The sequence below is a fragment of the Pseudomonas sp. FW300-N2A2 genome, assembly GCF_017351735.1.
GTDB classification, from domain to species: Bacteria; Pseudomonadota; Gammaproteobacteria; order Pseudomonadales; family Pseudomonadaceae; genus Aquipseudomonas; species Aquipseudomonas migulae.
This window is the reverse complement of sequence record NZ_JACNDU010000054.1, coordinates 1-16,787: the sequence shown is the minus strand read 5'-3', so window position 1 is coordinate 16,787 and position 16,787 is coordinate 1. Positions and strand designations below refer to the sequence as shown.

Here is a 16,787-nt window from a genome sequence, read left to right as displayed (position 1 = left end):
ACAGCGAGGCACCGAACGAAAGGGGCAAGAGCGCTTTGGTTACTTTCGCGCTTTTCGAAAGTGACTCGCCGTAAGGGCGAAACCAATCCCCGCCATCACCCAAATAACGGATATCCCCCCCATCACCCAAACACCAAACCCAAGAGCCCAGCGCTGGCGCCATAAAACCACCGTGCTAGAATGCCGCCCGCATTTGTTTGTGACATCTGCACGAACTGTCACAAATAGTTGATAGGCATACGAGGGAGCTTGCGCAGCGATGCCAGGGCCTTGAATCGAAACACGGACCGCTGCGCACCAGGATTTATGAGACTCAAGCCCTTCCCCACCTTCCTTTATCTGCTTTGCCTGCCCGGTGTCGCCGCGGCGGGGGAAAAAACCGTGTACGGCCTCAACGAGTACGCCTCGCTGGACGGCATCAATCTGGAAGTCGCGGCCAAACTCGACACCGGGGCGAAAACCGCCTCCCTGAGTGCCCGCGACATCAAACGCTTCAAACGCAATGGCGAGTCCTGGGTGCGCTTCTATCTGGCGATCGACGCCGCGCACTCGCACCCGATCGAACGACCACTGGCCCGCGTCAGCAAGATCAAGCGCCGTGCCGGCGACTACGACCCGGAAGAAGGCAAGAAGTACACCGCCCGTCCGGTGATCGAGCTGGATATCTGCATGGGCTCGGCGTTACGCAGTATCGAAGTGAACCTTACCGACCGCAGCGCTTTCCAATACCCGCTCCTGATCGGCTCCGAAGCGCTCAAGCGCTTTGATGCGCTGGTCGACCCCAGTCTTAAATACGCTGCTGGCAAACCCGCCTGCGCCACCGACGCTCATACCGCAGAGTAATTCCAATGCGCTCTCTTACCCTCCATCTGAAAATGCTGATCGCCATCCTGGTGGTGCTGGGCATTTCAGTTACGGCCTATCAGATCTTCGTGCTCGGCATTCCCGTGACCGAAGACGCCACCGACGACTTGTGGAACATCGACGCCAAGGTCGAGTTCGTCGCCAGTGCCAAAGACCCGGTCAAGATCCAGATGTTCGTGCCACCGCTGAGCCGTGATTTCGTCAGCCTCAACGAAAGCTTCATCTCCAATAATTATGGCGTGGCCGTGAACCGTATCGACGGTAACCGCAAGGTGACCTGGTCGGCACGCCGGGCCAAAGGCAACCAGACCCTTTATTACCGCCTGGTGCTGACCAAGCGCTACACCGGTGAAAAATCCAAGGTCAAAGGCCCGACCTTCCGCGACAGCATCGCCGTCGAAGGCGCGGAAAAAGTTGCCGCTGAAGCCTTGCTCGCGCCGATCCGCCAGCACTCGGCTGACGTCGAAACCTTCATCGGCGAAGCGATCAAGCGGGTCAACAACGTCAACGACGACAACGTGAAACTGTTGCTGGGCGGCGATCCGTCCAGCGGGCACAAGGCCAAAATCGTTGAACTGGTCCTGTCCATCGCCCACGTGCCGGTGGAAAAGGTCCACACCATTCGCCTGGTGGCCGACCAGCCGCAAACCCCGGAACTCTGGCTGCGCAGCTTCAACGGCACCGACTGGCTGTATTTCAACCCGGAAACCGGCGAGCAAGGCCTGCCGACCGACCGCCTGTTGTGGTGGACCGGTGACGAAAACCTGATCACCGTCGATGGCGGCAAGAAAGCCACCGTCACTTTCAGCATGAACAACAGCGAAATGAACGCCATTCGCCTGGCCAAGCTGACCGACGAAAATACCGACGCCAACTTCCTCGAATACTCGCTGTACGGCCTGCCGCTGCAAACCCAGCAGACTTTCATGATCATGGTGATGATCCCGATCGGCGTGCTGGTGATCCTGATCCTGCGCAACCTGATCGGCTTGCAGACCCTCGGCACCTTTACCCCGGTGCTGATCGCCCTCGCCTTCCGCGAAACCCAGCTCGGGTTCGGCATCGTGCTGTTCACCATCATCACCGCGCTGGGGCTGTCGCTGCGCTCCTACCTTGAACACCTGAAGTTGCAAATGCTGCCAAGGTTGTCGGTGGTGCTGACCTTCGTGGTGGTGCTGATCGCGGCGATCAGCCTGTTCAGCCACAAGCTGGGCCTGGAACGCGGGTTGTCCGTGGCGCTGTTCCCGATGGTGATTCTGACCATGACCATCGAACGCCTGTCGATCACCTGGGAAGAACGCGGCTCCGGGCATGCGATGAAAGTGGCCATCGGCACGTTGTTCGCTGCGTCCCTGGCGCACCTGATCATGAGCGTGCCGGAGCTGGTTTACTTCGTGTTCACCTTCCCGGCAATCCTGCTGATCCTGGTGGGCTTCATGCTGGCGATGGGTCGTTATCGCGGCTACCGCCTGACCGAACTGGTGCGTTTCAAGGCTTTCCTGAAGAAGGCTGACGCCTGATGTTCGGCTTCTGGAAGACCTGGAAAGCCCTGGAAGCCCGGGGCATCATGGGGATCAATCGGCGCAACGCGGACTACGTGCTCAAGTACAACAAGCGCAGCCTGTACCCGATTGTCGATGACAAGATCATCACCAAGGAGCGCGCCATCGCCGCCGGCATTCATGTGCCGGAACTGTATGGCGTGATTTCCACCGAGAAGGAAATCGACAACCTCGACGAAATCATCGGCGGGCGCAGCGATTTCGTGATCAAACCGGCCCAGGGCGCCGGTGGCGACGGCATCATTGTCATTGCCGACCGCTTCGAGGGGCGTTACCGCACGGTGTCCGGCAAGATCATCAGTCATGAGGAAATCGAGCACCATGTCTCCAGCATCCTCACCGGCCTGTATTCGCTGGGCGGCCACCGTGACCGTGCGCTGATCGAATACCGCGTGATCCCCGACCAGATCTTCAAAAGCATCAGCTACGAAGGTGTGCCGGACATTCGTATCATCGTGTTGATGGGCTATCCGGTCATGGCGATGTTGCGCTTGCCGACGCGCCAGTCCGGCGGCAAGGCCAACCTTCACCAGGGCGCCATCGGCGTCGGTGTCGACCTCGCCACCGGCCTGACCCTGCGCGGCACCTGGCTGAACAACATCATCGCCAAGCACCCGGACACCACCAACGCGGTGGACGGTGTGCAACTGCCCTACTGGGACGGCTTCATGAAACTCGCGGCCGGCTGTTACGAGCTGTGCGGACTGGGTTACATCGGGGTCGACATGGTGCTGGACCAGGAGAAAGGCCCGCTGATTCTTGAGCTGAATGCCCGGCCGGGGTTGAACATCCAGATCGCCAACGATTGCGGCCTGACGTTGCGCACCCATGCGGTCGAGGCGCGGCTGGAAGAGTTGAAAGCACGCGGAATTACCGAGACCGTGGAGGAACGCATGGCGTTTGTGCAGGAGATGTTCGGGCATATTCCTGCGGTTGAGGGTTGATCCGGGACCGAGTCGCGCCCATCGCGAGCAGGCTCGCTCCCACAGGAGTATGCGATCCCATGTGGGAGCGAGCCTGCTCGCGATGGCTGACCGTCGACCACCACAGCTCTTGACCCTGCCTCCAATCTGCCAATCCCCGACATCCCCTCTAGGAGCAATTCCCCGAGGGGACTACAATCGCCACCCCCGCCTCGATGGCTGATCTGCCCCGCCCATGCTGACCTGTTCCGTACATCCGCTGCCCTATCGCGCCAACCCCGCCGAGTACTTCGCGGCGATCCGTCATGCCCCCGGCGCCGTGCTGCTCGACAGTGGCCGGCCAACGGCTGATCGCGGGCGTTATGACCTGCTCAGTGCCTGGCCACTGGAACAACTGGCGGTAATGCCTGACGAAAGCGGTGGCGATTTCCTGCAACGCCTTCGCGACAATCTGACACGACTCGGTGAGGCGGCGCTGGCGCCTGATCTGCCCTTCGCCGGTGGCCTGATCGGCTACCTGAGCTACGATTTCGGCCGCCACCTGGAAAACCTGCCGAGCCAGGCACAGGACGATCTGCAATTGCCGGATGCGCGTTTCGGGCTCTACGACTGGGCTCTGATCAGCGATCACCAACGGATGACCAGTCAGCTGGTGTTCCACCCGTCGCTGATCGACAGCGAACGTCAACGCCTGATCACGCTGTTCAGTCAGCCCGTGGCTGAAACGATCGAATCGTTCAAGCTCAAGGCACCGATGAGCGCCGACCTGAGCGCTGATGACTATCGCCAGGCGATAGAACGTATCCAGCAATACATTCAGGCGGGCGACTGCTACCAGGTCAACTTTGCCCAACGCTTCCGCGCCGAGTGCCAAGGTGATCCGTGGGCCGCGTACTGCGCGTTGCGCGCGGCGTGTCCGACGCCATTTTCCGGTTTCCAGCGCCTGCCCGACGGTGGCGCGGTGCTGAGCCTGTCGCCGGAGCGCTTCGTCAAAGTCAGCGACCGCCACGTGGAGACCCGCCCGATCAAGGGCACTCGCCCTCGTGGCCAGAACGCAGCCGAAGATGCGGCGAACGCCGCCGAACTCCTGGCCAGCCCCAAGGATCGCGCGGAAAACCTGATGATCGTCGACCTGCTGCGCAACGATCTCGGCCGTACGTGCCGCATTGGCTCGGTGCGGGTGCCGGAGTTGTTCAGTCTCGAAAGCTATCCGAATGTGCATCACCTGGTGAGCAGCGTGACCGGCGAACTGGCGGATGACCGGGATGCGCTGGACCTGATCGCAGGCAGCTTCCCCGGCGGTTCGATTACCGGGGCGCCGAAGATTCGCGCGATGCAGATCATTGATGAACTGGAGCCGACCCGACGCGGTTTGTACTGTGGTTCGTTGCTGTATCTGGATGTGCGCGGCGAGATGGACAGTTCAATCGCGATCCGCAGCTTGCTGGTCAAGGATGGGCAGGTGTGTTGCTGGGGCGGTGGCGGGATCGTTGCGGATTCGCAATGGCAGGCCGAGTATCAGGAGTCGATCACCAAGGTGAAGGTGTTGCTCGATACCCTGCAAAACCTTTGAAAGCTTCGCGGGCAAGCCTCGCTCCTACAGGTTTTGCGTCGTTCCCGTTACGTGCGAACGACACAAAATCTGTAGGAGCGAGGCTTGCCCGCGAAGGCGTCCTAGAAAACGCCTACAAACTCAACGCCCGATTCGAAGCCTTGATGAACTCCTGCTTCAAATCCTCAAACGTATGCACCGCCGGGAATTGCGGGAACTCGCGAATCACGTTATCCGGCGCATGGAACAGAATCCCCGCATCCGCCTCGCCCAGCATCGTGGTGTCGTTGTAGGAATCCCCCGCCGCAATCACCCGATAATAAAGACTCTTGAACGCCAGAACCGACTGACGTTTCGGATCTTTCTGACGCAACTGATAGCTCGTCACCCGCCCGGCATCGTCGGTAATCAGACGATGGCAGAGCAAGGTCGGGAAACCCAATTGGCGCATCAGCGGTTGGGAGAACTCGTAGAACGTGTCCGACAAAATCACCACCTGAAAGCGCTCACGCAGCCAGTTGACGAACTCGATGGCACCGTCCAGCGGCTTCAATGTGGCGATCACTTCCTGGATGTCGGTGAGTTTCAGGCCATGCTCATCAAGAATCCGCAGGCGCTGCTTCATCAGCACGTCGTAGTCGGGAATATCCCGAGTGGTGGCCCTGAGGGATTCGATTCCGGTTTTTTCGGCGAAGGCGATCCAGATTTCCGGGACCAGCACACCTTCAAGATCCAGACAGGCAATTTCCACAAGACACTCCCATTTGTATTGATTATTGAGTCGAGCGAGCAAAAGGACTGCCGAACTCTAGCGACTCGCACTGACCTGCGCAACGCAGAGGGCGCGCCAGTGGTTGCAGGATTTTGTTACCATCAGATCCATATAGAGCGCCCAGCGCCACCGACCTGTAGGAAGCCGCCCTGATGAGCCCATCGTTCGATGTCGTGGAACTCGCCACGACCTATGCCAACAAATCCGCCCAGGACATCCTGAAACTCGCGTTTGCCGAGTTCGGCGATGACCTGTGGATATCTTTCAGCGGCGCCGAAGACGTGGTGCTGGTGGACATGGCCTGGAAGCTGAACAAGAACGTCAAAGTGTTCAGCCTCGACACCGGCCGCCTGCACCCCGAGACCTACCGCTTCATCGATCAAGTGCGCGAGCACTACAAGATCGACATCGAGCTGGTGTCGCCGGACTACACGAAACTCGAACCGTTCGTGAAGGAAAAAGGCCTGTTCAGTTTCTACAAGGACGGCCATGGCGAGTGCTGCGGCATCCGCAAGATCGAGCCGCTGCGCCGTAAACTCTCGGGCGTGACCGCCTGGGCCACCGGCCAGCGTCGGGACCAGAGCCCCGGCACCCGCAGCGCCGTCGCGGTACTGGAAATCGACACCGCCTTCTCCACCCCGGAACGCACCCTGTACAAATTCAATCCGCTGGCGCAAATGACCAGCGAAGAGATCTGGGGCTACATCCGCATGCTCGAGCTGCCGTACAACAGCCTGCATGAACGCGGCTTCATCAGCATCGGCTGCGAACCGTGCACCCGCCCGGTGCTGCCGAACCAGCACGAGCGTGAAGGTCGCTGGTGGTGGGAAGAGGCGACGCAGAAAGAATGCGGGTTGCATGCGGGGAATATCATCAGCAAGTCAAAAGCCTGATCCCCGGGCCTGACAAAATTCCCTTGTAGGAGCCAGCTTGCTGGCGATAGCGGTGTGTCAGTCACAGCTGCATTGACTGAAAGATCGCAATCGCCAGCAAGCTGGCTCCTACAGGTTTCGTGACCGGCCCAGTAAATGTGTACACACGAATGTCACCTTAGGCGCCATTTATGTGTGCACTTTTCGTTTCTGCGCCCTGAAAAGTTACATTCATCCCGCCTGACACTCCCTCGTTCACACCTCCGCGAATCCCGCTGAAAAATAAATACCTGTTCAATCGGTCAATTTATATCGTCTTGATTTCAGTCACTTACCAATTACAGATAACAAAACGAAATTACCGGTGAATTTTATAGATCGCTGACTGGCATGGATCTGGCTTAAGTGCATACATGTTTTGTATACAATCATATCAAAACATACACACACTTTAGATCCGCAAGCCTGAAGCGCCCTATCCCGTACAGGCTGCAGATGCCCCGTAACCAATGATGCTTGTTGTCCGCGACGAAGATTTGTCGAGCCCACGCTCATGCACAGTCATCGCGATGCCAAGCTCGGAGCCTGCCGGAATGCGTACTAGCCTCTCCAATAACAACATCGCGCTGGATCTGCCCTCCTCTTCCCCCGTTCAAACGTTTCAAGACCCCGTGGTGCTCAGCCCGCGCCTGCACAACAAAGACCTGGCACCGACCAAGGCCGAAGGCCGGCGCTGGGGCCGTTACAGCATTTTTGCCCTATGGACCAACGACGTTCACAACATCGCCAACTACTCCTTCGCCATCGGCCTGTATGCGTTAGGTCTGGGCGGCTGGCAGATTCTGTTGTCGCTCGGGATCGGCGCGGCGCTGGTGTATTGCTTCATGAACCTCTCCGGCTACATGGGCCAGAAAACCGGTGTGCCGTTTCCGGTCATCAGCCGGATCAGTTTCGGTATCCATGGGGCGCAAATTCCTGCATTGATCCGCGCCGTTATCGCCATCGCCTGGTTCGGTATTCAGACGTACCTCGCCTCGGTGGTGTTTCGCGTGCTGCTGACGGCGGTGCATCCGGGATTCGCCGACTACGACCACAACTCGATCCTCGGTCTGTCGAGCCTGGGCTGGGTGTGTTTCGTCGCGATCTGGCTGGTACAACTGGCGATTCTTGCCTACGGGATGGAGATGGTGCGGCGCTATGAAGCGTTCGCCGGTCCGGTGATTCTGCTGACCGTCGCCGCCCTGGCCGCGTGGATGTACACCCAGGCCAACGCGACCATCGCGTGGTCGATCCGTGAGCCGCTCACTGGCGGCGAGATGTGGCGCAACATTTTTGCCGGCGGCGCCTTGTGGCTGGCGATCTACGGCACGCTGATCCTCAACTTCTGCGACTTCGCCCGCTCTTCGCCGTGCCGCAAGACGATCAAGGTTGGAAATTTCTGGGGCCTGCCGGTGAATATTCTGGTGTTCGCCGGCATCACCGTCCTGCTCTGCGGTGCGCAATTTCAGATCAATGGCCGGATCATCGAAAGCCCGACGGAAATCATCGCGTCGATCCCCAATACCTTCTTCCTGGTCCTCGGTTGCCTGGCCTTCCTCATCGTCACCGTGGCGGTGAACATCATGGCCAACTTCGTCGCCCCGGCCTTCGTGCTGAGCAACCTGGCACCGAAATACCTGACCTTTCGCCGTGCCGGGCTGATCAGCGCGACCATCGCCGTGCTGATCCTGCCGTGGAACCTCTACAACAGCCCGTTGGTGATCGTGTATTTCCTGTCCGGCCTCGGCGCCCTGCTCGGCCCGTTGTACGGGGTGATCATGGTCGACTACTGGCTTGTACGAAAAGGTCAGATCAACGTGCCGCAGTTGTACAGCGAAGACCCCGACGGCGCTTATTACTACAGCCGAGGCGTCAATTTACGTGCGGTGGCGGCGTTCATTCCTGCAGCGCTGATCGCCATCGTCCTGGCGCTGGTGCCGGGTTTCCATCTCGTATCGCCGTTCTCCTGGCTGATTGGTGCCGGGATCGCCGGAATGCTGTACCTGATCATCGCCAAGCGACAGCCGCACTACGCAGATGTCAGCGGCGAAGCCATCGCGGTCGATAACGTCAGCCATTAACCCCATGACGGCCCGGCACCGTCGGGCCGCAGAACCACCCCGCTATAAGGATTTTCCATGCGAATTCTCGTGGTCAACGTCAACACCACCGAATCCATTACCCAGGCCATCGCCCGTTCGGCTCAAGCCGTGGCCGCGCCTGGCACCGAAATCATCGGCCTGACACCGCACTTCGGTGCCGACTCCATCGAAGGCAATTTCGAAAGCTACCTGGCTGCCATCGCCGTGATGGATCGAGTGATGTCCTACGATCAACCCTTCGATGCGGTGATTCAGGCCGGTTACGGCGAGCACGGTCGCGAAGGGTTGCAGGAACTGCTCAACGTGCCGGTGGTGGACATCACCGACGCTGCCGCCAGCACGGCGATGTTCCTCGGTCATGCCTATTCGGTGGTCACCACGCTGGACCGTACCGTGCCGTTGATCGAGGATCGGCTGAAACTCTCAGGGCTGTGGGACCGTTGCGCATCCGTGCGGGCCAGTGGCCTGGCGGTGCTGGAGCTGGAATCCGATCCGCAACGGGCGCTTGAGGCGATTGTTCGTCAGGCGGAATTGGCAGTACTGGAAGACAAGGCCGAGGTGATTTGCCTCGGTTGCGGCGGGATGGCCGGGCTGGACGAGCAGATTCGTCAGCGCACCGGGGTGCCGGTCGTAGATGGCGTGACGGCGGCGGTGACGATTGCCGAGTCGCTGGTGCGATTGGGGTTGTCGACGTCGAAGGTAAGGACGTATGCGACGCCTCGACCGAAACACATCATTGGCTGGCCGGGGCGGTTTGGGCGGTAGACCGCGTTATCGTTTTTCGCGGGCAAGCCTCGCTCCTACAGAATACGTGCAATCCCTGTAGGAGCGAGGCTTGCCCGCGAAAAGGCCAACTCGGTATCAAGCCAGACTCAAACCGCACTAAACCGCGACGCCAACCCCTGCTCCGCAAACTGCTCAATAATGAAATCCACAAACGCCCGCGTCTTGCCCGGCAACAATTTGTGCTCAGCGTAGTAAATGGAAATGTTGCCATCGTCGACAAACCAGTCCGGCAATACCCGCTGCAACGTCCCGGCTTCCAGATAACCCGAAGCGAACGGCATGCTCACCAACGCGATCCCCAACCCCTGAACCGCCGTCGCACACGCCGCTTCGGAATCGCTCATGGTCATCCGCGCCTTTAGCGTCAAAGGGCTGTGTTGCTGGGTGCGGCTGGTCAATTGCCAGGACCGCACTCGCCCCGTCTGCGGCGACCGAATCAGAATCCCGTCGTGATGCTTGAGATCATCCGGTTCAACGACCACTTCGCGCCCCGCCAGATATTCGGCTGACGCCACCAACACCCGATGCGCCGGCGTCAGCTTGCGCGCGACCACGCCCTGCGGCAGCTCGAATCCACCGCCAATCGCGGCATCGAACCCTTGTGCAATCAGATCGACCTGGCGGTTATCAAAATGCCAGTCCGGATTGATTGCCGGAAACCGCCTCAGAAACTCGCCCAGCAACGGCACCACATACAACCGTCCGAACACCGTGCCCATGCTGACTTTCAAAGTTCCCGCCGGCCGCCCTTCGGCGCTCGCGAGATTGGCCACGGCATTCTGGATCGTGTGCAGGCTGGAACTGACTTCGCCGAGAAACAGATGGCCAGCCTCGGTCAGCGTCAGGCTACGGGTGCTGCGCTGAAACAGCCGCACACCGAGCCGGGCCTCAAGTTTTGCCACACTCTTGCCCACCGCCGCCGGGGTCAGGCTCAGGCGTCGCGCGGCCTCGGCAAAGCTGCCGACTTCGGCGCTGCGCACGAAGCATTCGATACTGCTGAAGGTTTCCATAAGCGCCACTATAAACTTTTGGTTTACACAGACTATCGTAATTACCGTCTACACAGCCTGTAATCCTGAATCAATACTAGGCTCCATCAACCGCGGCATCTCGCCACGGCGACTTTGGAGATCGACATGACTACTCAGAACCTCAGCGGCAAAGTGGCTTTGATTCAAGGCGGGTCCCGCGGCATCGGCGCGGCCATCGTCAAACGCCTGGCCGCTGAAGGCGCGACGGTTGCCTTCACCTACGTAAGCTCCACGGCCAAGGCTGAAGAACTGCAAAACAGCCTCACCGCCAAAGGCGGCAAAGCGCTGGCCATCAAGGCTGACAGTGCCGACGCCGAGGCGATTCGCGATGCGGTGAGCGCCACCGTCAAAGCCTTCGGTCGCCTGGACATCCTGGTCAACAACGCTGGCGTGCTGGCCGTTGCCCCGCTGGAAGACTTCAAACTCGAAGACTTCGACCAGACGCTGGCGATCAACGTACGCAGCGTGTTCATCGCCACCCAGGCCGCCGCGAAACACATGACCGAAGGCGGTCGCATCATCAACATCGGCAGCACCAACGCCGACCGCATGCCCTTCGCCGGCGGTGGCCCGTACGCGATGAGCAAAGCGGCACTGGTCGGTCTGACCAAAGGTCTGGCACGCGACCTTGGGCCACGGGGCATCACCATCAATAACGTGCAACCGGGCCCGGTCGACACCGACATGAACCCGGCCAGCGGCGACTTCGCCGAAAGCCTGATCCCGCTGATGGCTGTGGGTCGTTATGGTAAAGCTGAAGAAATCGCCAGCTTCGTCGCTTATCTTGCAGGCCCGGAAGCCGGGTACATCACCGGTGCCAGCCTGACCATCGACGGTGGTTTCGGCGCCTGATTCGGGAAGGTTAAACGCAAAATAAACTGTGGGAGCGAGCCTGCTCGCGATAGCGGTTTGTCAGCCTACATTGATGTCGACTGAAAAACCGCTATCGCGAGCAGGCTCGCTCCCACATGGGTCTGTGTCATTGCACCAATCGTGTTATGACCACTCAAGCGCCGGCAAACCGCACGCACTCGGCTTGAACGCTTTCAACGTACGAAGAATGCCATCGGCGTGTGCGTATTTTTCGTCGGCCATTGCAGCATCGGGAATCGCAATCGCCGTCATCCCCGCCGCTTTCGCCGCAGTCACGCCGAACGGCGAATCTTCGAACACCAGGCAATCCCCGGGCGCCACGCCCAGGCGGCGTGCTGCGGTGAGGAAGATGTCCGGCGCCGGTTTGGCCGCACCGACTTCCGGGTCATCGGCTGTCACGACGAAGTCGAACAGCGCAAACCAGTCACGGTGCAACGTGGTTTTCTGGCCGAACGACAGACGCGACGAACTGGTGCCCACCGCGATCGGAATGTTGTTGGCCTTCAAGTGCCGCACCAGCTCCTCGGCACCGGGCATCGCCAGCGCGGTGGGAAAACGCTCGCGCATCAGCGGCTCGCGGATCACCAGGAACTCCTCGGCGGTAATCGGCAGGTCCAGCGCTTCAACCACATAACGCGCCAGATCACCCGCGCCACGGCCGATGATGTTCTGTTTGACGCTCCAGTCGAAGGTCCGGCCATATCGCTCGGCGATCATCGACGTGACTTCGGTGTAAATGCCCTCGGTGTCCAGCAGCAAGCCGTCCATGTCGAAAATCACGGCTTTGATCGGGCCGAACTCTTTCAGCGGTGCATTCATCGCATCTGATCCGTTTTTAATGACACCCCGGTCGGCTCAGGCATAGCTGATTCCGGGATTTGATTAAAGGGTTCAGCAGCATAGCGAGCGCGGCCGGCAGAGAGCAACGGGCAATCTCCCGACGGTGACAAAACCTTCGCCGAATCGCTGAGCATGATTTAGCGATTCGCCCTACACCAAACACCTCCTTTCCCGACTTCTTTCCTCGTTGATCCCCCGCAAAGTCTCGCGACCCCAATTTATCCGCGCGAGGGACTGCGAATGTTCAACCCTGACAAGGTCCTGGCCTTGAACAACGCCATCGGCCTGTTGGTGGTGGCAGCCATGAACCCCGAGCACCCGGACGTTGAAGCTCTGCTCGGCGATTTTCGCCTGTGCCTCAATGACTACGAGGCCTGGGCGGAAAGCTTCTGGACAGGATGGGCGCTGGAGGTCGAGCAAGTGTTCAAGGTCGGCAACGACGTTCGTTTGAGCACACCGAGGGATTCCTCCGCCCCCGTCAGTTCGACGATCGCCAGATGCCCGGCCAGCGGTCCGTTGACCCTCGTGCATATGTTCGACGCGGCTCGCTTTGTGCCCATTGGTGATACGCCGGTGATGCTCGAACCGATCATTGAAGAGAGCAACGGCGAGATGACTTTTGGCGAACCGGTGCATCACACCATCGGCCCCAGCGGCATCCTCGAAATCCCTGAGTGTTGGCGCGGTCATCGTTACCGCATCACATTCTTTCCCAATGTTTCCACCGCTCACGTCAAAGCACTTCATGCGTCCTATCTCAGCGTGATCGATGAGCTTGAAGGCTGGTTGCGCAACGAGTGGACGAGTGAATTCCAGCCTTTATGGGCGGGGTTTTCCGAGGCCGGTTTCCCTGAACGCTACGGCATGCTGCAACGGGCCGACTGGCGCGGATTCGAGAAATCGCTGCACGGTTTGTGGGATGACGTGAAGCAGATCTACGCCCTGATCGCGGACCTGCAGGCCAACAGTGAAAAGCTTCTTGAATACCTGACCGAGGTTGAGCTTGAGACACTGCTGAACGCTTCGGCCGAAGCCATCGCCAATGTGATGCTGGTGTTGAGTGATGAGCCGCTGATGTTCATTCATCTCGCGGCTTTCACCAGTTGGCTGCGGATGTTGCCGCCGCAGTACATCGCCGAAGTGGTCGCGGAAATTCGTACAGAAATACTCATCGCTTTCCTGCTGGTGCGGCTCACAGGTCCTACAGGCCTGAAACTCGGCATCAGCGCCAAGGTGCTGGGCAAGGTCAAGTCCGAACGAGCCCGACAATGGCTGGCCGCCGCAAGCTTGCGCCTGGCTGAGCTTGCGAACAGATCGGATCTGACCAGCCACGCCGGCGCCCTCAAACCGCTGATGGTCAACGCGCGGAACGTGCCGCTCAAACCCGCGCCGGCAACTCCGTTGCACATCACCACCGGTGAATCACCGATTGTGCGGGTGAAAAACCCGGTCGCCCTTGCCCGTGACAAGTCCGAAGCCAAGACCCGCCTGAGCCGCCAGGAACACCACGACGACGCCCCTGCTCCCGCGCAAAACCCAAACGGCGACAACGTCGATTCAGCGGATAGAACCACAACCAACGGCTGCCCGGTATCGATGGTCACCGGCGAAGAACTGCTGACCCTGATCGATGGTTCGCTGGATGGTCGGTTGCCGTTCGAGTTCATCCGCGTGTATCGCACCAGTGCTGTCGGAATCGACTGCGGGCTCGGATTTGGCTGGAGTCATGCCCTTGCACATCGGCTGGAAATCGACGGTGAACAGGTTAGCTGGATCGACCACGAAAACCGTCGTACGACCTTCCCTTTGCCCAAGGTTGAACGTCCGAACATTCATAACAGCCTGTCGCGGGCGGCGATTTTCCTGGGGGATGAGCCGGAGGAACTGATCCTCGCAATGGCAGGCGAAGCGACGCGTTTTTACCACTTCCGTACAGGTCGACTGACAGCCATCAGCGATGCCTATGGCAACCGTCTGACAGTGCAACGGGACAACGCCGACAGAATCATGCGCCTCGACAACGGTGCCGGACGCTCGCTGCGATTGCGCTACGACCGCCGACACCTCGCCGCCGTCGAGTATCAGCGCTTTCATCCCGCCGACACCCTGGAAGATGCCTGGCGCACCGAACAGACACTGGTGACCTACCGCTACGACGCCTGTCATCGCTTGATCGAAGCGACCAACGCCGCCGGCGAAAGCGAACGCTACGACTATGACGACCAGCACGTCATCCTGCAGCGGCAATTGGCCGGTGGCGCGAGCTTCTTCTGGGAGTGGGAAAGGTCCGGCAAGTCTGCGCGATGCGTCCGACATTGGGCATCGTTTTCGCAGATGGACACGCGCTATGTGTGGGATGACAACGGCGGCGTGCAGGTTAAAAACGTTGATGGCAGCGAAGCGTTTTACCAGCACGACGACCGGGCACGCCTGGTGCGGAGGGTCGAACCCGATGGGGCGGAACACCTCAATGTCTATGACGGCCAGGGGCGGCTGATTGCCGAAAAGAATCCGCTCGGGGCAATGACCCGCTACCGCTATGACGATGTCGGACGGCTGATTGCCCTGATTCCACCCGAAGGTGAGCCAACGTCCTACGAGTACCGCAATGGCTTCCTGCATGCGCGGTATCGCGGCAACGCCGTGTGGAAGTATCAGCGCAATGCTCAGGGAGAGGTCATCGAGGCGACCGACCCCGAGGGGCATGTCACCTACTACCACCACGATGAAAAAGGCCTGCTGCTGTCGATCCGCTTTCCGGACAACAGTCGGCATGTGTTCGTCCGGAATGCCTTGGGTCAACTGATCGAAGAGACCTTGCCGGGTGGCGGTCAGCGGCGCTTTTCCTACGATGCGTTGGGCCGGCAGGTTACCCGCCAGGACGAACACGGTGCCGTCACTCGCTACTCATGGGATGCCGTTGGACGACTGATTCAGACGACGCTTCCTACAGGTGCCAGTCGCGCCTTCAGCTACAACGCCTACGGCAAGGTCACCGCCGAACGGGATGAACTGGGGCGCACCACGCGCTTTGAATATGCCGATGATCTGCATCTGGTCAGCCGTCGGATCAATCCCGATGGCACACAACTGCTTTATCGGTACGACAACGCACGGTTGTTGCTGACCGAAATTGAGAATGAGTCCGGCGGTAAATATCTGCTGGACTACACGCTCAATGGATTGATCCGACAGGAAACCGGATTCGATGGCCAACGCACCGCGTATGCCTACGACCTCAATGGACAGTTGCTGAAAAAAACCGAGTTCGGCGACGACGGCTCGCAATGGGTCACGGGCTATCAACGTGATTCGACGGGACGGCTGCTGGTCAAGACGCTGCCCGACGGTGTCAATGTCGAATATCGCTACGACAGCCTTGGCCGGCTGGTCAGCGTCGATGACGGTCACGATCACCCGCTGGAGTTCGAATACGACAAACAGGGTCGGCTAGTCACCGAACACCAAGGCTGGGGCACGCTGCGATATGGCTACGATGCCTGTGGCCAGCTCAACCACTTGCGCCTGCCCGACAACAGCAAACTCGATTACCACCATGCCAAGGGTGGCGCGCTGACGGCCATTGACCTCAATGGCGCCCGACTGACCGCTCACACCTTTTTCGCCGGCCGCGAACAGAACCGTCAACAGGGCCTGCTGCTCAGCGATTATCAGTATGACAATCAAGGTCGACTGAACGCCCACGCTGTCCGGCAAAACCTGCAACCGCTGTATCGCCGCGACTATGCCTACAGCGCCAACGGCAACCTCGACCACATTGCCGACACGCGGCACGGTCAGCGCAGCTACCTCTACGATTCGCTCGATCGCCTGATCCGCGTCCGCCACTCCCGAGATCACCAACCGGAAAACTTCGCCCACGACCCGACCGGCAACCTGCTGATGCAGGACCGACCCGGTCCGGCCATGGTCAAAGGCAATCGCCTGCTGATGCAAGGCGACCGCCACTACGATTACGACGCCTTCGGCAACCTGATCCGCGAACGCCGCGGCACTTCACAAAAACTGGTCACCGAGTACCGTTACGACTGCCAGCATCGCCTGATCGGCATCACCCTGCCCAACGGCAGCCAGGCGACCTACCGCTACGATGCCTTCGGCCGCCGCATCAGCAAAAACGTCGATGGCAACACCACCGAGTTTTTTTGGCAGGGCGACAACCTCGTCGCCGAAAGCAGTCGCGAGCACTACCGCAGCTACGTCTACGAGCCAGGCAGCTATCGCCCGCTGGCCATGCTCGACGGCAAAGGCCCGCGCAACGCCTGCCCGTTTTACTACCAACTCGACCACCTCGGCACACCGCAAGAACTCACCGATTACAGCGGCGAAATCGTCTGGTCCGCCCAATACACCGCCTACGGCCGCCTCACCCGCCTCAACCGCGACACCCACCAGATCCTCGACCAGCCGCTGCGGTTTCAGGGCCAGTACTTCGACCCGGAAACAGGCTTGCACTACAACCGGCATCGGTATTACCAGCCGGATGTGGGGCGGTATCTGACGCCGGACCCGGTCGGATTGGCGGGTGGACTGAACGGGTATCGGTACGT

General features: G+C 59.8%; 12 protein-coding genes. 9 read left to right on the top strand and 3 right to left on the bottom strand.

The window, feature by feature from the left end; all coding sequences use genetic code 11:
* Nucleotides 1-306 precede the first annotated feature (306 nt).
* The 4 genes from J4E42_RS28850 to pabB all read left to right on the top strand — a co-directional run bounded on the left by J4E42_RS28850 (nucleotide 307) and on the right by pabB (nucleotide 4,922).
* Complete coding sequence (locus J4E42_RS28850) at nucleotides 307-843, top strand: ATP-dependent zinc protease (protein WP_008042313.1); 537 nt, start codon at nucleotides 307-309, stop codon at nucleotides 841-843.
* Between the two features lie 5 nt (nucleotides 844-848).
* Nucleotides 849-2,384: an inactive transglutaminase family protein gene (locus J4E42_RS28845; protein ID WP_008042311.1), complete on the top strand. Its 1,536-nt coding sequence runs from the start codon at nucleotides 849-851 to the stop codon at nucleotides 2,382-2,384.
* A complete protein-coding gene (locus J4E42_RS28840) occupies nucleotides 2,384-3,370 on the top strand; it encodes an alpha-L-glutamate ligase-like protein (protein ID WP_008027343.1) in 987 nt (328 codons plus the stop codon). Before J4E42_RS28845 ends, J4E42_RS28840 begins: the two co-directional genes overlap by 1 nt.
* Before the next feature lie 214 nt (nucleotides 3,371-3,584).
* Nucleotides 3,585-4,922 (top strand): aminodeoxychorismate synthase component I, encoded by a 1,338-nt coding sequence (gene pabB, locus J4E42_RS28835; RefSeq protein ID WP_207286733.1) that lies wholly within the window; start codon nucleotides 3,585-3,587, stop codon nucleotides 4,920-4,922.
* Nucleotides 4,923-5,034: 112 nt separating this feature from the next.
* On the opposite strand, the gene thrH is transcribed toward pabB, so the two are convergent.
* On the bottom strand, nucleotides 5,035-5,652 hold the full coding sequence (gene thrH / locus J4E42_RS28830; protein WP_008027341.1) for a bifunctional phosphoserine phosphatase/homoserine phosphotransferase ThrH: 618 nt from the start codon (nucleotides 5,650-5,652) through the stop codon (nucleotides 5,035-5,037).
* Between the two features lie 173 nt (nucleotides 5,653-5,825).
* On the opposite strand from thrH, the gene J4E42_RS28825 reads away from it, so the two are divergent.
* The 3 genes from J4E42_RS28825 (at nucleotide 5,826) to J4E42_RS28815 (ending at nucleotide 9,451) form a co-directional block, all read left to right on the top strand.
* Nucleotides 5,826-6,566, top strand: coding sequence for a phosphoadenylyl-sulfate reductase (locus tag J4E42_RS28825; protein ID WP_008042297.1), 741 nt, complete (start codon nucleotides 5,826-5,828; stop codon nucleotides 6,564-6,566).
* A gap of 572 nt (nucleotides 6,567-7,138) precedes the next feature.
* Nucleotides 7,139-8,665 carry an NCS1 family nucleobase:cation symporter-1 gene (locus tag J4E42_RS28820; protein WP_008042296.1) on the top strand — a complete coding sequence of 509 codons (1,527 nt, stop codon included), beginning with the start codon at nucleotides 7,139-7,141 and terminating at the stop codon, nucleotides 8,663-8,665.
* A gap of 57 nt (nucleotides 8,666-8,722) precedes the next feature.
* On the top strand, nucleotides 8,723-9,451 hold the full coding sequence (locus tag J4E42_RS28815) for an aspartate/glutamate racemase family protein (protein ID WP_008027338.1): 729 nt from the start codon (nucleotides 8,723-8,725) through the stop codon (nucleotides 9,449-9,451).
* Nucleotides 9,452-9,558: 107 nt separating this feature from the next.
* Here the strand turns inward: J4E42_RS28815 and J4E42_RS28810 are convergent, their stop codons facing one another.
* A complete protein-coding gene (locus J4E42_RS28810) occupies nucleotides 9,559-10,482 on the bottom strand; it encodes a LysR family transcriptional regulator (RefSeq protein WP_207286732.1) in 924 nt (307 codons plus the stop codon).
* Nucleotides 10,483-10,608: 126 nt separating this feature from the next.
* On the opposite strand from J4E42_RS28810, the gene J4E42_RS28805 reads away from it, so the two are divergent.
* The gene (locus tag J4E42_RS28805) at nucleotides 10,609-11,355 is read left to right on the top strand and encodes a 3-oxoacyl-ACP reductase family protein (protein ID WP_207286731.1); all 747 of its coding nucleotides are present in this window, start codon (nucleotides 10,609-10,611) and stop codon (nucleotides 11,353-11,355) included.
* A gap of 144 nt (nucleotides 11,356-11,499) precedes the next feature.
* Here the strand turns inward: J4E42_RS28805 and J4E42_RS28800 are convergent, their stop codons facing one another.
* Nucleotides 11,500-12,195 (bottom strand): HAD-IA family hydrolase, encoded by a 696-nt coding sequence (locus tag J4E42_RS28800; protein ID WP_008042293.1) that lies wholly within the window; start codon nucleotides 12,193-12,195, stop codon nucleotides 11,500-11,502.
* Nucleotides 12,196-12,456: 261 nt separating this feature from the next.
* Here J4E42_RS28800 and J4E42_RS28795 point away from each other — a divergent pair.
* A partial coding sequence (locus J4E42_RS28795) for an RHS repeat-associated core domain-containing protein (protein ID WP_207286730.1) occupies nucleotides 12,457-16,787 on the top strand: 4,331 nt, incomplete at its 3' end.

What these genes read in the sequence shown, in the direction of transcription:
- J4E42_RS28850 (WP_008042313.1), top strand. Translation starts at nt 307, where the DNA reads ATGAGACTCAAGCCCTTCCCCACCTTCCTTTATCTGCTTTGCCTGCCC.
- J4E42_RS28845 (WP_008042311.1), top strand. Translation starts at nt 849, where the DNA reads ATGCGCTCTCTTACCCTCCATCTGAAAATGCTGATCGCCATCCTGGTG.
- J4E42_RS28840 (WP_008027343.1), top strand. Translation starts at nt 2,384, where the DNA reads ATGTTCGGCTTCTGGAAGACCTGGAAAGCCCTGGAAGCCCGGGGCATC.
- pabB (WP_207286733.1), top strand. Translation starts at nt 3,585, where the DNA reads ATGCTGACCTGTTCCGTACATCCGCTGCCCTATCGCGCCAACCCCGCC.
- J4E42_RS28825 (WP_008042297.1), top strand. Translation starts at nt 5,826, where the DNA reads ATGAGCCCATCGTTCGATGTCGTGGAACTCGCCACGACCTATGCCAAC.
- J4E42_RS28820 (WP_008042296.1), top strand. Translation starts at nt 7,139, where the DNA reads ATGCGTACTAGCCTCTCCAATAACAACATCGCGCTGGATCTGCCCTCC.
- J4E42_RS28815 (WP_008027338.1), top strand. Translation starts at nt 8,723, where the DNA reads ATGCGAATTCTCGTGGTCAACGTCAACACCACCGAATCCATTACCCAG.
- J4E42_RS28810 (WP_207286732.1), bottom strand. Translation starts at nt 10,482, where the DNA reads ATGGAAACCTTCAGCAGTATCGAATGCTTCGTGCGCAGCGCCGAAGTC.
- J4E42_RS28805 (WP_207286731.1), top strand. Translation starts at nt 10,609, where the DNA reads ATGACTACTCAGAACCTCAGCGGCAAAGTGGCTTTGATTCAAGGCGGG.
- J4E42_RS28800 (WP_008042293.1), bottom strand. Translation starts at nt 12,195, where the DNA reads ATGAATGCACCGCTGAAAGAGTTCGGCCCGATCAAAGCCGTGATTTTC.